This is a genomic window from Paradesulfitobacterium aromaticivorans (assembly GCF_054657415.1).
Map to the genome: position 1 here is coordinate 217,980 of NZ_BAAHYT010000011.1, position 15,175 is coordinate 233,154.

The following is a 15,175-nucleotide window of genomic DNA, read 5'->3' on the forward strand; positions in this document are numbered from 1 at the left end:
AGCTAGAATCATGAGGGAAGAAAATAAGGGAGCGACATCGGGACCTGTTCAAGATACAAAGCCCGAGCGCCTGCAGAAAGTGTTGGCCCAGGCCGGAATCGCTTCCCGTCGCCATGCGGAAGAGCTCATCCTGGGTGGGCATGTCACGGTAAACGGAGAGAAAATAGTTATCCTCGGAAGCAAGGTTTACCCTGATGATCATATTGCCGTTGACGGAAAATTTATTAAGAAAAGCCAGGGCCTATATTACTATATCCTGAACAAACCGGTCGGGGTTATTACGAGTGTGAGCGATCCCCATGGCAGGCAGACGGTTCTGGATTTGATCAAGGAAGCCCCTGTGCGGCTTTTTCCTGTTGGAAGGCTGGATTATGAGACTTCCGGTCTACTTGTGCTCACGAATGACGGCAATCTGGCTTTTAGGCTGACGCACCCGCGCTATGGGGTGAAGAAGAGCTACCATGTGTGGTTGCCAGGGCCGGTTGCGGAAAGAACTTTGGTCGAGCTTAGGGACGGAGTTATACTCGAAGACGGCAAAACTGCCCCGGCTGTGGTCAAACGTTTAAAGCCCGCCATGAAGGGCGGGCTGGAACTGTTAGAAATGACGATTCATGAAGGGAAAAACCGTCAAATCCGGCGTATGTGCGAAGTAGTAGGCTACCCTGTGGCCAAGCTTCAGCGCGTGCGCTTTGGGCCTTTGTCCTTAGATCCGGAGCTGAAACAAGGAGCGTACAGAAAGCTTAATGCCCGGGAAGTGCGCCTCCTTAAGAAAGAGGTCGGGCTTGAGTAGGTACTTATGCCTGTATTAGTGGGCCGGATATAAGGGATGGTCTATTTCTTTACTCCATTTTTCGATGTCGCGTCCGCCAAATTTTTGCAGGGCATTGCCCACGGAGTTGACCTTTTCGTGCTCAGTTGTGATCAGAACAAAGTAATGCCCGGTGCGCACTTCATGCTCATAATGGCGGGCACGGTCTGCTGACAAGCCATAGCTTAAAAGAGCTTCGACCAGTCCTTCCCCATGCGGCCTTTTCATCAGTTCATTGGCCAGGGGCCCGGCGGAGACCACCTCACCGAGATTAGGGACATGCATTGGTGGAGCCTGTACCAGCCAAGCGTTGAAACGGTCAAGATTAATTTCCGGAGGGTAATAGGTTAATTCAGCGGCCAGTTCCTCCTGCAAGCTTCCTTGATGGATATATTCCGTACGCACTAAAACTGAAATTTTACTGTTAGCCAGGGACTCTCCCTGAATCTCTTCCACCGCTTCTTTCGTTTGCTGCGGTCCTTTGAAAATCGCGGTTACCGTTCTCTGCATCGGTGTTCCTCCTTGAGCCTTTTTGCCGATGGCTAATTGCCACTAAGACTCCCACTGCTTAAGGAGGAGATTAAGTGGCACTAAGCCCCTGGATAAGTTCAACTAAACTTCAGATGGAGTTAAAACTCCACCTGAAGTAAGTTTTCTTTATTAGTATGCGCAGGAAAACAGCGCTTAACCCATTTTCGGGTCAGCCGTTCTTTTGCTCTTTTCGGCCACAACGTACCCAAAGCAATACTTCAGTTGTAACCTACTTTAAGAAAGTCAAGCAAAAAGCCGGGGAATCCTTAGAGAAAGGAACCCGGCTTTATTATGCCGAAGCAGTTGGGTGAATTTAGACAAAGTACTGTGTCAAGGCTTGAAAATTCCAATGCAAGTATAATATAATGCTAATGTATTTGATAATATATAAGTTATATTTTTTATTGGTTTGGGCTCTAGCGCCAAGAGAGGGGTAAATAATGGATCAAAACATTATCATACCGAAGAACGAGGTAGGACAGGCAACTGAACAAACTTTAGGGAAAAAAGCCCGCCCATATGTTCTACCTGTTTTAATTTTTATTGCAGTATTTATTGTCGGGGTTTGGTATGTGAAATGGAATCCGTACTATCATAAGGCCCTCATTGCGGCAACAAAACATTCGCTTGGGGCTTCGATCATATCCGGACAGGCAGCAACTGCGCCTGATCCTTCCTGGTCTGCTGCTTGGAGTTACACCATCGCCTATTTTAACTCCGTATGGAAAGCGGTAATTCTAGGACTGTTACTAGGCTCTTTGGTCCAAGTACTCCTGCCGCAACACTGGATTCAGAAAGTTTTTGGCAGTTCCAGCTTTAAAAGTACTGCTCTGGCGGGTGTAGCGGGAATGCCATCCATGATGTGCACCTGTTGTGCCGCACCGGTAGCAGTCGGACTCCGGCAAAGAAAAGCATCGGTCGGAGCAGCGCTCGCCTATTGGCTTGGTAATCCTGTGCTTAATCCGGCCACAATTATTTTTATGGGTTTTGTGCTTTCATGGAAATTTGCGCTGGTTCGAATCGTGGGTGGGATGATCATGGTTTTTGGAGTGAGCTATCTTGCCAATCGCTTAGTAAAAGGTCAGGATGTCCCTGAGGATATGCCTAAAGAATTTATCCCCCCCGCACCGGTTTCTGATGAGAAAGGCAGTTTGTTTGTACGCTGGATTCGGGCTCTGTGGGTGCTCATTCTTGACACTATTCCGGCATATGTCATTGTCGTAGCCCTTCTCGGGGCGTTCAGGGCTTTGCTTTTCCCGGCTATTAACCCGGAATGGGCGAACAGTTTGTTAGTCATCATCTTTTTTGCCATTGGCGGCACCCTGTTTATTATTCCCACTGCAGCAGAAATTCCGATTGTCCAATCACTTATGTCCTATGGTCTTGGGGTTGGACCCGGCGTTGCTCTGTTAATGACACTACCAGCCGTAAGTCTGCCTTCCCTGATTATGATTAAACGGGTGTTCCCATTAAAAGTTATCCTCTTTGTTGCAGGTTCAGCGGTTTTGTTGGGAATTCTCACAGGTCTGGGTGCTATGGCTATTCTGTAATGATGTGTAGGAAAAGAGGGCTTAACTGCATTGTTTACGAAAGAACCGGCTACACGAAGTGGCCGGTTCTTTCGTAATTGTATTAAAGAAGGAGAAAACGGAGTTTGCGGAGAAATAGATAATCAAGAGAGGGGAGAACGGGGAAGATGAAAATTCGAATTGGGGATGAGGTGCTTACGGAACACATCCGGGTGCGCATCCGACTTGACTATAGAGGAGAGGCGAGGTCAGGCCGTTTCTTTTTCGGCGGCAAGAGCAAGGAAGTGATGGCCGAGATGATGCGGGAGGAGCAGGTCAATCTCTTGCGCAATGTGCCGCTGCAAGGAGTTGTGCTGGAGGATGTGGACTTGAGTTTGGATATTTATACCGTGACAGAGGATAATGGCCGTAAATTGCAGCAGTCAGCATTTGCTCCAATTATCCTTACTTTGCGGGCGGAAAACATGGAAGATCTGCTCCCGTTGTTACTCAAATCTGAATTCCGCAAGATTGAATTCCTGAGCCCGGAGAATGTAAATATTCACCGTCTTGATCTGGAGAGAATACTCTATCGTTTAAGCCAATCTTTCCAGCAGGAAATAAAAGCCTTAGAACAGAAATACGCCCGCTAAAACATTACCTGCGGGCGTATTGATCAATGTTTATTCCGCGCGCCTGTAACCACTCTGCAGTCATTCCCGTGATTACCACGGGCTTTGAAGGGAGATCGATGAGGGTACGGGCTCCGGCCATCAGCATGGCCCGACGAAGTCCGGTGATAATTTCTTCAATCCGTTCATTCAGCGCTTCTTCCGATTCCATTAAGCATCTTAAGAGATGTCCGGCCATGCCAACCATTTGTGCTCCTAAAGCCAAGGCGGAAGCTATTTCGAAGGGCTCAGTAAAACCACCGGAAGCGATAATTGTACCTGAGATATTCTGGTTCAATACTTCGAGCAGGCTCACTGCGGAGGTCAGGCCTTGAGCTTCTTTCGGAGCGTGTACGCGCTCGGTGCGCATGTTCTCAATCCGGACGAAATCGGTACCGCCACTCCCGCCGATGTCAAGGCAGGTGACTCCGGCCCGGGAGAGACGGCGGGCGGTGTCTTGCCCTAGCCCGTATCCCACCTCCTTAACAATCACCGGTACGGGTGAGGCTTTCACTATCTTTGCAATATTTTGCAGAATTCCGCGGAAGTCCCGGTCCCCTTCAGGCATTGCTAATTCTTGAGCGCTGTTTAAGTGCAGTTGGATTCCGTCCGCTTTAATCATCTCAATTGCTGCTAAGGCCATTTCCGGTGAAGAAGCCGCGCTTAAATTGGCTAGAAGCAGACCTTCCGGATTTTCTTCACGGGCAATGATATAAGTGTCACGCACTTGGGGGTTATCCAGACCTGCTCGTTGGGAACCAACAGCCATGGCGATCCCATAGCGGCGGGCGGTGCACGCCAGGCTTTTGTTTATTGCTTTAACATCCGGGTGTCCGCCTGTCATGGCGTTAATTAAAAGCGGAGCTTTTAGTTTTTTCTGAAATAAGGGTAAAGATGTATCTATTTCTTCCAAACTAAGTTCGGGCAATGCTTCATAAACTAGGGCTACATCCTGGAAGCCGTTCGTGCCCGGGGACCAAGCGGACTTGAGGGCTAAGTTAATGTGGTCAAGCTTGCGTTTTTCTCTGGAGATATTTGTTCCCTCCTGTTCACAATGAAGTGAAGCATGTGCTAAAGGAGATACACAGCATGGCTGAGACAACGGAAGAACTTATGCTTAAATACATTGAGAATCACACGACCTTGATCCTGGCCACGGTTGGGTCTGATGGAGCATGGGCTACCCCTGTGTTTTATGTAAACAGGGGTTTTAAGCTTTACTTTCTGTCGGAGGCTAAGACGAGGCACAGCCAGAACCTTCAGGAAAATGAAGTCGTGGCCGCCGCCATCACCGAAGACCATCAAGAGTGGCAAGCCATCCAGGGCTTGCAGATTCAGGGACGTGCGCTGCTGGTCACATCCCCGGCCGAAAAGGCCTTGGCTACGGCTGCATATCTGCGAAAGTTTCCGGCGGTACGCCACATTCTTGAAGCCCCGTCCCAGTTCAGAGGCGTTAAAGCTGCGCGGTGGCATTGTTTAGTGTCTGAGGTTTTGCGCTTAACTGACAATACGAAGGGCTTTGGCAGCCGCTTTGAACTTGTACTAAAAAAGGAAAGCTAGATAGATAGAGCGAATAATTAACTGCAACCAGAGAGATTTAATCTTTAATTCGAAGTACTCAATTTAGAAGAAAAAACGAGGAAATTTGCGATGCCTATTCAAATGGTTTATCACTCAGCTAATTGCCTTAACACTAAAAAACCCTATGCTGAAAAATGCAGGCTTTGCCTCGAAGCGTGCCCTCATCAAGCCATTTCTGAGAGAATGGAAATTGACGCCCGTAAATGTACGGAATGTGGCGCGTGTATGGCAGCATGCCCAAGTGACGGCTTTGTGGACAGGACTGTGGACGCACTGTATGAGTACTTGTCTAAGGCTCAGGAAATAAATATAAGCTGTCCGCTGGCCTTGCCCCAAGGTTTTGAAGTGCCCTGCCTCGGAATTTTTGACCGTGACACTTGGGTAGGATTTATGCTGTTGGCGCAGGAGAAGCCTGTAAAGATTTTTACGGGAGTGTGTTCCGAGTGCCAGGACAAAGCTGCGTGCGCTGCGAGTGTGAAAGTGTTTAATACTTTGCACGTTCAGTGGCCGGATCATGCGCCCATCAAAATTATCGTGAAGATTGACCCTGGTATAGAGTCTGAGCCTGCGCAGGGGCTCATGAAGGCACTGGCCTTGCCCGAACCCGGAGAAGCTAGAGAGCGTTTGGAAGGGTGGCGCGAGCGCGGCAAGGAAAAACTTGAGGAACTATTGCCCGGACTTCGACGCGATGAAACGTATAATATTCCGCGTGCGCGGGCTTGGCTGCAGGAGTTGTTGGCAACCCGCCCGGAAGTGAGCCTTCCGTTTCCTGCGCTCACCGTTGCAGATTCATGCTCAAGCTGTGGTGTTTGTGCTCTGATTTGTCCTCAGGGGGCTTTGACGAAACGGGAAGAGAACGGAAAAATGCGTCTGGTGTTTGAACCGTATAAGTGCGTGCACTGCGGACGTTGTGTGGAAACCTGCCGCCCTGGAGCCTTGGATATTAAGGTCAAAACGCTCTCCTCGCGCCTCTTGAACGGCAAGATCATGCTGCATGAAGGCAGCCCCCGTTATTGCAGCCGCTGCGGGAAGCAAATCTTCGACAACTCTGAGCTTTGTATCGCCTGCGCCAGCAGCAATCCGGATAAACAGAACTTCTTTCTTTAACTCCAAGGCTGCCCCCATTGCTCGCCAAAGGCTATTTCTGTTAACGCTTTGCGCGGGCGGGGGTTTTTTTCCTGCGCGGGATAGCCGAGGGGTGTGATCGCAACGATGCGGAAGTTGTCTGGTACACCTAAGGCAGAGCGCATTTTGTCTTCGCTAAACAGCGCTTGCCAGCAGGTGCCGAGCCCTTGCGCAGTGGCAGTCAGGATTAAATGCTCCATGGCGAGGCCGGCATCAAGCATGTAGTAATCCTTGCCTTCCCAGACTTCGGATTCATCCGGGTCAGCACACAGGATTATGACGACCGGTGCTTCCAGGATTGCCTTGCGTCCCGGGTTGGTTAAAGGAAAGGCATCGGCAATTCCTTGGCGTTTTTCTGCGGCGCTGATAATCATAAAACGCCAGCACTGGAGGTTTTTCCAGGAAGGAGCGAGACGCGCCGCTTCCAGGATCTGAGCGATTTTTTCCGGTTCCACCGGGTCCGGCTTATACGCGCGGATGCTTCGGCGGCGTTGAACCACTTCCATCAGTTCCATCATTCCGTTTCCCCTCTCTTTTATGTATCTCTCTAAATTCATGTACTTAGATTAGGAATGGCAGCCACAATCGGCGCTGTGTATTTTAATAGGGTAAAGCGAAAAGTTTATCAGATGGAAGATGGAGATAGGGTGGATCAGCCCCCAGCCTGTGGCCAGGAACTTCGATCTGCACCGCCTCCCCACCGCTTTTCCCTAAGGGGGTGACGAACAGGGTATGGGACTGAACTCCTCGGATCTGATTAATTATCTCAATGGGAAAGGTGTTAGGCAGACCTGGCTCCGGTCCGGAAAGAAGCACTGCTTCCACCGGCCTTATTCCCAGCCACACAGTGGGTGTCTGGGGCAAATTCTGGATCATGAGTTCTTGCCCGAGGGCAGGGACTAGCACCGTTCCCCCGGAAGCACCTGCACTTGTCACCTGCCCCTGCCAGAGGTTTTTGGCACCCACTTTACGCGCCACTTGCAAGGTTGCTGGCCGCCGCAGGAGTTCATCTTTCGGTCCCAGTTGCAGGATCTTTCCCTGTTCGATGATTACAAGTTTGTCACAGAGACGATACGCTTCCTCAAGGTTGTGGGTTACTAGGATATAGGGAACCTGGCGGGAAGAGCGAAAGCGTAGGACCAAGGCTTCGAGCTCGCCGCGTAGTTCAGCATCTAAGGCCGAAAAAGGCTCGTCCAGCAATAGAAGGTCGGGGTCTGCGGCCAAGGCCCGTACGAGTGCAACTCGCTGCTGTTGCCCGCCGGAAAGCTGTGAGGGGTAGCGTGACGCGTGCTCGATGAGATGGATTTCCTCAAGCAGATTATATATTTGCTTCTGGCGCTGCTCTCCCTTGACAGCGCGGGGCAGACCATAGGAAATATTCTCTGCTACCGTCATATGGGGAAAGAGAGCATAGTGCTGAAACACATACCCAATGTGGCGTTGCTGGGGAGGAGAGTCCAGGCTCTGTGAACTGTCAAAAAGTGATCGGTTTTTAAGGGTAATTACTCCTTTTTCCGGTTTGACAAGTCCGGCAATCACTCTTAAGCTCATACTCTTGCCGCTGCCTGAGGGACCGAGTATGCCCAGAGTCTCTCCTTCACCCAAACTAAGATCAAGCTCAAGATTGAAGGAGTAAAGGGTTTTCTTAAATTGAGCGTTGAATATGGGAGAACTCATTAAGCCAGCCCTTTCTGGTTGGGATCTAGTTATTATTTGTGCGGAAATGATTCTTAAAGTTGACGGTCATGCTCATGATGAACACTTTGCTCCAGACGGTAGAGCAGAAGCAGGACAATTAAGGCTACTGCGGTCATGATCAGAGCTAAGAAGTTAGCTTCAGCCACATCCCCTGACATCATTGCATCATAAACAGCAATTGACATCGTCTGGGTAACTCCGGGAATATTTCCTGCTACCATTAAGGTTGCCCCGAAATCACCCATTGCCCGTGCAAAGGCCAAGGCAACACCGGAAATAATTCCCCTCCAGGACAGTGGCAGTACAACAGTCCAAAAAACGTGCCAGTTGCTGTGCCCCAGCAAGCGGGCTGCAGCTATCAGGTCGGGCGAGACGTGGCTCATGGCATTGCGGATTGCGGAAATGAGCAGGGGGAAAGAAACAATTGCCGATGCCAAGACTGCTCCCTGCCAGGAAAAGACCAGAGTTTTTCCGGTAAGCTGCTCATAAAACTGTCCGATGGGACTTTGACGTCCGACCAGTACCAATAAATAATACCCAAGTACGGTCGGAGGCAGGATTAAGGGGAGGGTAGTCAGGGAATTAAACCACTTAATCAGGGGATGATTATATTGCGTAAAAACCCAGGCTAAGGGCAAAGTAACGAGAAGCCCTAGCAAGGTTGCGAAAAACGCTACTTTCAAAGATAAATAAAGGGGAAACAGAGTCATGGTGTCTTCTCCCAGTAAAGCTATTATTGTACCTTATTATAGCACAACCACCAGATATACCGAAGGGATAGGGGGCCCGAAATGCCGTTTTCTTGAAAAGGACTTCACTACCCACTATAATTGTCATCAAGAAATGAGAACAAAGTTTATTTGAAAGGAATCTAAATTTGAATACTAAGCGTATCATTGTTGTTGGCGGCGGGGCTGCAGGCATGATGGCGGCCGGACAAGCGGCTTTATCCGGCACACGGGCGCTGCTTCTTGAAAAAAAAGCAAGCCTCGGGCGCAAAATCGCGATTTCGGGTAAGGGTCGCTGTAACATAACCAATGCAGCGAACGTGGAGGATTTTATCATCCATTATCCAGGGAATGGACGTTTTCTGCAAGGAATCCTGCGTGAGTTTGACAACATAAAACTGAGAGAATTTTTAGCCCGTTACGGGGTGGAAACTAAAGTCGAACGCGGGGGGAGAGTTTTTCCTGTTTCGGACGATGCGGAGGCAGTCGTCCGGGCTTTGGAAAAGTTCTTAGCAGAAGCGAAGGCGGAGGTTAAGCACGGAAAAACCGTAGATAATATAGTGATTCAGGAAGATCGAATAACAGGGGTAAGAGTAAGCGGGGAAGGAGTTTATGCTGCCCAGGCAGTCATCGTGTGTACAGGCGGAGCTTCTTATCCAGGCACAGGCTCTACCGGAGATGGGTACCGCTTTGCCCGCGCTCTGGGACACAATGTTATTTCTCCGCGCCCGGCGCTTATACCCTTGCGCACAGCAGAGGAATGGGTTAAAGAGGTGCAGGGACTTTCCCTGAGAAATGTGGAAGTGTCTTTATGGATCTCAGGCCAGAAAAAAGCCAAAGAGTTTGGGGAAATGCTGTTTACGCATTTTGGGGTATCCGGACCTGTTATCCTTACGCTCAGCCGCTTGGCGGGTGACGCTTTGCACGAGGGCAAGCCGGTCAGCCTGACCATAAATCTCAAACCGGCGTTGACGGCAGAACAGTTGGATTTACGCGTGCAGCGGGATTTCCAGGAACTAAGCAATAAACAATTTAAAAATTCTTTAGCTGCACTCCTGCCTAAGAGTCTTATTCCGGTAATCATAAAGCTGTCAGGTATTGAGCCGGAACAGGCAGTCCACCAAATTACGCGCGAGAAACGCAAACGCCTCTTGGGCTTATTGCAGGAACTTTCTCTCACAGTAACGGCTACGCTGCCTCTGGAAGCGGCGATAGTGACTGCAGGCGGGGTGGATGTGAAAGAAATAAACCCTAAGAACATGACATCGAAAAAAATAGCGGGGCTTTATTGGGCCGGAGAAGTAGTAGATGTCGATGGGGTTACAGGAGGGTACAATCTCCAGGCCGCATTTGCCATGGGTTACCGGGCCGGGAGGGCAGCAGCCGAGTATGTTCGTTCTCTTTAACGGGTCTGACAAACCAGAAGGCTGCATAAACTCTTAACAGGTTCCTCAATCGGGTGAAAGGACCGTTATCCCGGGATTTTTAGTGTGGGGAGTGAGCCTGTGGTGCGTCGCGGCCGTAGATCAGTATTAAATGGCTTTTTTGAACGTGGAGAACGGCAGTTAATTCGCGTCTTGATTCTGGCTTCTGTTCTCTTGGTCATAGTTCAACTCAGCTTGGTTAAAGATCCGGTGCAGTTTTACCTGGCAGTTGCGCAGAAAGTGGAGTCCCCCTCGCTGGATATTACAGATGCGTCACCAGAAAAGAAGGATGTTCCTGCCGGGCCTGCCACTGCAAGTCAGGCGGAAACATGGCTGCTTACTTTGAAGACTGCTCCGGCTGCAGCGGTGCGGGTGTGGCAGGATGGGAAAGTTGTTGCAGTCCTGGGCGCGGAAGAAAAACAGGTAAAAGTGCGCGCGGGGGTACTCCAACTGGACGCTAGAAATATAGACGGAGCAGTGCGGGTTCAAGTTATCAAGCGGGATTCCCGTTTACATGAACCCCGACTTAACCAGGCTTTGGTCTTAAATAAGGACATTCAAAGCATGGTGGTGTCTCCTTAACTTGTGTGATTGGCGTTATTTCTTGAAAATTTGGATGCTGCATACTATAATTGCCCTAACTGATAAACAATACGAATAATACCTACTCTGACAGGGAGAGGGGGCAGGGCGGTAGGACGGGACTTTAAACGCAGATTAGTTCAAGGCACAGGAGCAGCATGGAAGCTGCACAGGGGTAGGACGGAAGCTGTACAGAGGTAGGATGGAAGCTAAAACAGCGAAAGACACCTGGGGGTGTCTTTTTTTGAAAGGAAGATTTTTATGATACCTCAAAGCAAAAAAGTGGCTACGGCGGCTCTGCGCATGGCTATGACTGAAAGCAGGGAGGAAGAAACTCATTTAAAAGAGTTGTTTCTCAAGCAAGGGATTAAAACCGCAGCAGTTGATTATGGCGGGGAATATGTGTCTTCTATCAAGAAAATAGTTGAACGCGCCGTTGTAGCAGCCAAGCGTGAAGGGGTTATTAAAGAAACGCACGGGGATGAGGGCGCAGTAGCAGGGGCAACGCGGGAAGCCTTGAGTCAGATCATGCCCAAAGCCATGGGCCTTAATATCGGAGGTAAAATTGCAATTTCCCGCTGGGATGAGCACTTGAGTGTAGCTGTCTTTTTCGGAGTAGGTCTGCTTCATCTCGATGAAGTGGCCGTAGGACTTGGACATCGGGCAGCACCGAAAGAGGATTAAAAGGAGGGTTCCAGATGGTGCGCGGAATTCGGGGAGCGACAACTGTAGGGAGCAATACTGCTGAAGAGATCAAAGAGGCTACCATAGAATTACTTCAGGCAATCGTAAAAGAGAATAATCTCTCTGAAGAAGATATTGTCAGTGCTATCTTCACCGTAACATCTGACTTAAATGCGGATTTTCCCGCTTCCAGTGCGCGGGCAATAGGCTGGGACCGCGTCCCGCTGCTGTGTTCGACCGAGATCCCGGTTCCAGGGTCGATGCCTTTATGTATCCGGGTTCTGCTTCAGGTCAATTCTGACAAAAGCCAACTGGAAATAAGTCATGTCTATTTGCGCAAAGCTGTGGGCTTGCGCCAAGATTTGGCTGCTCAATAGGTGGTGCTCTTAAAGAAGTTTGCGCTACAAGAACTTTTTGCAGGTAATCTAATTAAATGAAGTTTTAATTTTTGTTGTTGACTAAATTGAGCTTCTCCTACTATACTATTAATAAGTAATTAGTTAGCTGAGTTTTGAGTTCTATAAGCAAAGATCTTTGTTAGGAAGCCGAGATTTGGGAGCCGAGAGCCGAGAGCCGAGAGTTGAGAGAAGATTAGATTAGAGTGAGCTTTTGATTGAACAAATTTTATATGAGTTGAGCAGAGCTGAGTTTAGTCGAGAAGAGCTGAGATGAGTTGAGCTGGTGTTTGCTATTGACCAGTACTCGTTTGAGTACTGGTTTTTTGCTTTTTTACTCTTTAACAACAGTAAAAGAAGGAGGGTGAGAGAATGCGGGTAGCCAGGACTGAGTGGCAGGTAATAATGCCGCAGGACTTTGTTCTTAGTCTGGTTGAGTTGGGCCGGGAATTGGAATTGCCCTGCACGGCACTGCTGGAAGGTCAGGAAAGGGACCATGAGCGTTCCTATGTCGGGTTCGGCGCGGGCTGGGTCATTAAGCATCAGCGCCAAACTCCACTGGCCCAAGACCCTATGGCGGCTGTACGAGCTTTTATGCAGGAGCAAAAAGAGGAGCTGGGCAAGGAATGGCGGGAACTGGAGAGCGGAGTAATCGGGTATGTTGATTCCGAATGGGGGCTCCATTGGCACAAGCCAGCCTCAGCCAGCTTTAATCCGGGCTACTTTTTCCGCTTGTGTCCGGTTAACCTCATTCTTTTGCCTCTTAGCAATCGCTTAGTTTTAGAGGTTTTCGGTGAGGATGAGGGAGAGGTCAGCTCGACCCTGAACTCATGGAGAAAGCAGGTCGAACAATTAGTTGAAACGATTAACAAGGACATTGTATTGGGGAGTAAGGCAAGTGTGTTCGGGAGCAAGGATGTCACGTTCAGGGCATCTTCCTGGCAGAGCAATATGAATCGGGAAAACTTTATTACTATGGTCGCAAAGATCAAAGAATATATCAAATCCGGGGATGTCTTTCAGGTGGTGTATTCCCAGAGATTTAGCAAAAGAGGGAGCTACTCTCCCTGGGCCGTTTACCGCAAGCTCCGTTTCCTTAATCCTTCTCCTTATCTGTTTTGCCTGGAGGGAGAAGGGGAAACCCTGGTGGGAAGTTCTCCCGAACTTCTGGTATCGTCCATTGGCGCACGTATTCGCACTTGTCCCATCGCCGGCACGCGGCCCAGGGGCGGCACAGAGGAAGCAGACCGGGCTTATGAGGACGAACTAAGACGGGATGAAAAAGAGAACGCTGAACACGCAATGCTGGTAGACTTAGGACGCAATGATCTGGGAAGGGTCAGCCGCTATGGTAGTGTGCAGGTGACACAATACGCCGAAGTTGAGAGGTTTTCCCATGTGATGCATCTCGTGTCTACGGTGGAAGGGGAACTGGCAGCAGGCCACGATGGGCTGGCAGCCTTGCAGGCGGCATTTCCCGCAGGCACCTTAAGTGGGGCTCCTAAGGTAAGGGCCATGGAAATTCTGCAGGAATTGGAGCCAGGAGGCAGGGGAGCGTATGGCGGCGCACTCGGGATCGTGCGCTGGAACGGGGACGTGGATTTTTGTATCACGATTAGGACCTTACGCCTTACCAGGGATGAAGTGAGTGTTCAGGCTGGTGCCGGGATTGTTTTTGACTCGGTGCCGGAAATGGAATATGAGGAAACTGTGCACAAGGCCAAAGCCTTAATGAAGGTGGTGGATGAACTTGCTCCTTATGATCGATAACTATGATTCTTTCACGTATAATCTGGTGCAGGAACTTGGACGCCTGGGCGCAGAGATTAAGGTCGTGCGCAATGATGAACGAACGGTGACTGCGATCTTAGCTGAAAAGCCGCAAGGAATCATTATTTCTCCGGGGCCGTGTACCCCGAATGAAGCAGGAGTTTCACTCGAGTTGCTGACAGAAGTTGCCCGTCGGGCGGAACAAGGTGAGATTATCCCGGTTCTGGGGGTGTGTTTGGGGCATCAGGCCTTGGCTAAGGCCATGGGAGGCCGGGTGGTACGTGCCCCGCAAGTGGTGCACGGTAAAAAGTCGAAGATTTACCATAATGGCCGCGGGCTCTTTGCGGGACTAGAACAAGGGTTCACGGCCGGGCGTTATCATTCTTTAATAGTGGACCGAGAAAGTCTCAGTGCGGACTGGGAAGTCTCTGCCTATACAGAGAATGGGCTAGTAATGGGTCTTCAACACCGGAGGTTTCCCTTTTATGGCGTCCAGTTTCACCCGGAAAGTATTTTAACCCGTGAGGGTGAGAAGATATTACAACAGTTTCTAGAGTTGTGCGTAAGTCAGAAGCAAGAGCAGAGTCAAGCTGAAAAAGGAGAGCGGAGTATGAGTGGAATTCGTGAAGCATTGGATAAGTTGTCTGTAGGAGGGGATTTGACAGAAGAGCTGGCAGCTCAAGTTATGATAGAGCTTTTGGCAGGGGATATTGCCCCTTCCCAAGTCGGAGCTTTGTTGCTCGGGCTTCGGGTTAAAGGAGAAACTGCCGAAGAGATCGCCGGGTTTGCCCGGGTTTTGCGGGGACTGAGTAACACAATTCCCGCGCCGATGGCAACGGTGGATACGTGCGGTACCGGTGGGGACAGTGCCGGGACTTTTAATATTTCGACGACTGCGGCCTTTGTGGTGGCCGGGGCCGGAGTGCCTGTGGCCAAACACGGCAATCGCTTTGCTTCCGGGCGCTGTGGCAGTGCTGATGTCCTAGAGCAGCTTGGGGTCGCGCTGGATCTGAAGCCAGAGGAAAGTGCCCGTAATTTGGAAGAGACCGGCATGGCTTTTCTGTTCGCGCCTCTCTATCATCCGGCTTTGGGCAAGGTCGCTTCCCACCGGCGTGAACTGGGAGTGCGCACAATCTTTAACTTGCTCGGCCCGCTCCTCAATCCGGCCGCCGCTCCTTATCAGCTATTAGGAGTATCTTCCCTGCAAATTCTGCCTAAGCTTGCTAAAGCCCTGGCAATTCTGGGCACCAAGCGCGCCGTGGTGGTAACAGGGGAAGACGGCTTGGATGAGGTAACACTGACTGCTAACACGCAGGCAATTTTAGTGGAGGACGGGCAGCTCTCTTCGCTGGAAATAGTGCCGGAAGATTACGGCTTTGTCCGCTGCACCTTGGAAGAGCTGCGCGGAGGAGGGCCGGAAGAAAACGCCCGCATTACTCTGAGCGTGCTCCAGGGAGGGCCCGGGCCGCAACGGGATATTGTGGTGCTTAATGCCGGAGTGGCACTTTATGCTGCTAACAAGGCTGCAAGCATTATGGACGGTGTGGAGATGGCTAAGAATAGCATTGATTCCGGACGGGCTTTAGCGAAATTATACGCCTTGCGTTCTGATTTGCCACAGGTTGCTGCGCTCTAAGCTGCGCAGGAATTCGCTTGGAAATATCGAACCT

16 protein-coding genes and 1 pseudogene are annotated in these 15,175 nt (G+C 50.2%); 12 read left to right on the forward strand and 5 right to left on the reverse strand.

Annotated features, from left to right (window positions below; genetic code table 11):
- The first annotated feature begins 10 nt into the window (after positions 1-10).
- Positions 11-790 (forward strand): pseudouridine synthase, encoded by a 780-nt coding sequence (locus ACYQ2N_RS17865; protein ID WP_460000775.1) that lies wholly within the window; start codon positions 11-13, stop codon positions 788-790.
- 15 nt (positions 791-805) lie between these two features.
- On the opposite strand, the gene ACYQ2N_RS17870 is transcribed toward ACYQ2N_RS17865, so the two are convergent.
- Entirely contained in the window at positions 806-1,318 is a 513-nt protein-coding gene (locus ACYQ2N_RS17870; RefSeq protein WP_460000776.1) for a hypothetical protein, read from the reverse strand.
- 461 nt (positions 1,319-1,779) lie between these two features.
- On the opposite strand from ACYQ2N_RS17870, the gene ACYQ2N_RS17875 reads away from it, so the two are divergent.
- Together ACYQ2N_RS17875 and ACYQ2N_RS17880 are read left to right on the forward strand one after the other, a co-directional pair.
- A complete protein-coding gene (locus tag ACYQ2N_RS17875) occupies positions 1,780-2,889 on the forward strand; it encodes a permease (RefSeq protein WP_460000777.1) in 1,110 nt (369 codons plus the stop codon).
- A gap of 146 nt (positions 2,890-3,035) precedes the next feature.
- Complete coding sequence (locus ACYQ2N_RS17880; protein ID WP_460000778.1) at positions 3,036-3,500, forward strand: hypothetical protein; 465 nt, start codon at positions 3,036-3,038, stop codon at positions 3,498-3,500.
- Positions 3,501-3,504: 4 nt separating this feature from the next.
- Here the strand turns inward: ACYQ2N_RS17880 and fni are convergent, their stop codons facing one another.
- The gene (fni, locus tag ACYQ2N_RS17885) at positions 3,505-4,620 is read right to left on the reverse strand and encodes a type 2 isopentenyl-diphosphate Delta-isomerase (protein ID WP_460000779.1); all 1,116 of its coding nucleotides are present in this window, start codon (positions 4,618-4,620) and stop codon (positions 3,505-3,507) included.
- Between fni and ACYQ2N_RS17890 the strand changes: the two genes are divergently transcribed.
- Together ACYQ2N_RS17890 and ACYQ2N_RS17895 are read left to right on the forward strand one after the other, a co-directional pair.
- Positions 4,608-5,078, forward strand: coding sequence for a pyridoxamine 5'-phosphate oxidase family protein (locus ACYQ2N_RS17890; RefSeq protein WP_460000780.1), 471 nt, complete (start codon positions 4,608-4,610; stop codon positions 5,076-5,078). The two genes, fni and ACYQ2N_RS17890, sit on opposite strands and share 13 nt — an antisense overlap.
- Before the next feature lie 90 nt (positions 5,079-5,168).
- A complete protein-coding gene (locus ACYQ2N_RS17895) occupies positions 5,169-6,206 on the forward strand; it encodes a DUF362 domain-containing protein (protein WP_460000781.1) in 1,038 nt (345 codons plus the stop codon).
- Here ACYQ2N_RS17895 and ACYQ2N_RS17900 read toward each other — a convergent pair.
- The 3 genes from ACYQ2N_RS17900 to modB form a co-directional block, all read right to left on the reverse strand.
- The gene (locus ACYQ2N_RS17900) at positions 6,203-6,739 is read right to left on the reverse strand and encodes a nitroreductase family protein (RefSeq protein WP_460001750.1); all 537 of its coding nucleotides are present in this window, start codon (positions 6,737-6,739) and stop codon (positions 6,203-6,205) included. The genes ACYQ2N_RS17895 and ACYQ2N_RS17900 overlap by 4 nt on opposite strands.
- 85 nt (positions 6,740-6,824) lie before the next feature.
- A complete protein-coding gene (locus tag ACYQ2N_RS17905) occupies positions 6,825-7,901 on the reverse strand; it encodes a sulfate/molybdate ABC transporter ATP-binding protein (protein WP_460000782.1) in 1,077 nt (358 codons plus the stop codon).
- 53 nt (positions 7,902-7,954) lie between these two features.
- Positions 7,955-8,632 carry a molybdate ABC transporter permease subunit gene (modB, locus tag ACYQ2N_RS17910; protein WP_460000783.1) on the reverse strand — a complete coding sequence of 226 codons (678 nt, stop codon included), beginning with the start codon at positions 8,630-8,632 and terminating at the stop codon, positions 7,955-7,957.
- Between the two features lie 212 nt (positions 8,633-8,844).
- Between modB and ACYQ2N_RS17915 the strand changes: the two genes are divergently transcribed.
- From ACYQ2N_RS17915 to trpD, 7 genes and pseudogenes are all read left to right on the forward strand, one after another.
- Positions 8,845-10,056 (forward strand): BaiN/RdsA family NAD(P)/FAD-dependent oxidoreductase, encoded by a 1,212-nt coding sequence (locus ACYQ2N_RS17915; RefSeq protein ID WP_460001751.1) that lies wholly within the window; start codon positions 8,845-8,847, stop codon positions 10,054-10,056.
- A gap of 99 nt (positions 10,057-10,155) precedes the next feature.
- On the forward strand, positions 10,156-10,656 hold the full coding sequence (locus tag ACYQ2N_RS17920; RefSeq protein ID WP_460000784.1) for a hypothetical protein: 501 nt from the start codon (positions 10,156-10,158) through the stop codon (positions 10,654-10,656).
- Between the two features lie 261 nt (positions 10,657-10,917).
- The gene (locus tag ACYQ2N_RS17925) at positions 10,918-11,340 is read left to right on the forward strand and encodes a HutP family protein (protein ID WP_460000785.1); all 423 of its coding nucleotides are present in this window, start codon (positions 10,918-10,920) and stop codon (positions 11,338-11,340) included.
- Positions 11,341-11,354: 14 nt separating this feature from the next.
- Positions 11,355-11,717 (forward strand): chorismate mutase, encoded by a 363-nt coding sequence (aroH, locus tag ACYQ2N_RS17930; protein WP_460000786.1) that lies wholly within the window; start codon positions 11,355-11,357, stop codon positions 11,715-11,717.
- A gap of 390 nt (positions 11,718-12,107) precedes the next feature.
- Positions 12,108-13,505 (forward strand): anthranilate synthase component I family protein, encoded by a 1,398-nt coding sequence (locus ACYQ2N_RS17935; protein WP_460000787.1) that lies wholly within the window; start codon positions 12,108-12,110, stop codon positions 13,503-13,505.
- A pseudogene (locus tag ACYQ2N_RS17940) lies at positions 13,495-14,001 on the forward strand (anthranilate synthase component II); the annotation flags it as partial. The gene ACYQ2N_RS17935 and the pseudogene ACYQ2N_RS17940, both read left to right, overlap by 11 nt.
- Positions 14,002-14,115: 114 nt before the next feature.
- A complete protein-coding gene (gene trpD / locus ACYQ2N_RS17945; RefSeq protein ID WP_460001752.1) occupies positions 14,116-15,141 on the forward strand; it encodes an anthranilate phosphoribosyltransferase in 1,026 nt (341 codons plus the stop codon).
- Positions 15,142-15,175: the final 34 nt, after the last annotated feature.

Bases quoted from the DNA above. Each gene is read 5' to 3' on its own strand.
- ACYQ2N_RS17865 (WP_460000775.1), top strand. From the start codon at position 11: ATGAGGGAAGAAAATAAGGGAGCGACATCGGGACCTGTTCAAGATACA.
- ACYQ2N_RS17870 (WP_460000776.1), bottom strand. From the start codon at position 1,318: ATGCAGAGAACGGTAACCGCGATTTTCAAAGGACCGCAGCAAACGAAA.
- ACYQ2N_RS17875 (WP_460000777.1), top strand. From the start codon at position 1,780: ATGGATCAAAACATTATCATACCGAAGAACGAGGTAGGACAGGCAACT.
- ACYQ2N_RS17880 (WP_460000778.1), top strand. From the start codon at position 3,036: ATGAAAATTCGAATTGGGGATGAGGTGCTTACGGAACACATCCGGGTG.
- ACYQ2N_RS17890 (WP_460000780.1), top strand. From the start codon at position 4,608: ATGGCTGAGACAACGGAAGAACTTATGCTTAAATACATTGAGAATCAC.
- ACYQ2N_RS17895 (WP_460000781.1), top strand. From the start codon at position 5,169: ATGCCTATTCAAATGGTTTATCACTCAGCTAATTGCCTTAACACTAAA.
- ACYQ2N_RS17900 (WP_460001750.1), bottom strand. From the start codon at position 6,739: ATGGAACTGATGGAAGTGGTTCAACGCCGCCGAAGCATCCGCGCGTAT.
- ACYQ2N_RS17905 (WP_460000782.1), bottom strand. From the start codon at position 7,901: ATGAGTTCTCCCATATTCAACGCTCAATTTAAGAAAACCCTTTACTCC.
- modB (WP_460000783.1), bottom strand. From the start codon at position 8,632: ATGACTCTGTTTCCCCTTTATTTATCTTTGAAAGTAGCGTTTTTCGCA.
- ACYQ2N_RS17915 (WP_460001751.1), top strand. From the start codon at position 8,845: ATGATGGCGGCCGGACAAGCGGCTTTATCCGGCACACGGGCGCTGCTT.
- ACYQ2N_RS17925 (WP_460000785.1), top strand. From the start codon at position 10,918: ATGATACCTCAAAGCAAAAAAGTGGCTACGGCGGCTCTGCGCATGGCT.
- aroH (WP_460000786.1), top strand. From the start codon at position 11,355: ATGGTGCGCGGAATTCGGGGAGCGACAACTGTAGGGAGCAATACTGCT.
- ACYQ2N_RS17935 (WP_460000787.1), top strand. From the start codon at position 12,108: ATGCGGGTAGCCAGGACTGAGTGGCAGGTAATAATGCCGCAGGACTTT.
- trpD (WP_460001752.1), top strand. From the start codon at position 14,116: ATGAGTGGAATTCGTGAAGCATTGGATAAGTTGTCTGTAGGAGGGGAT.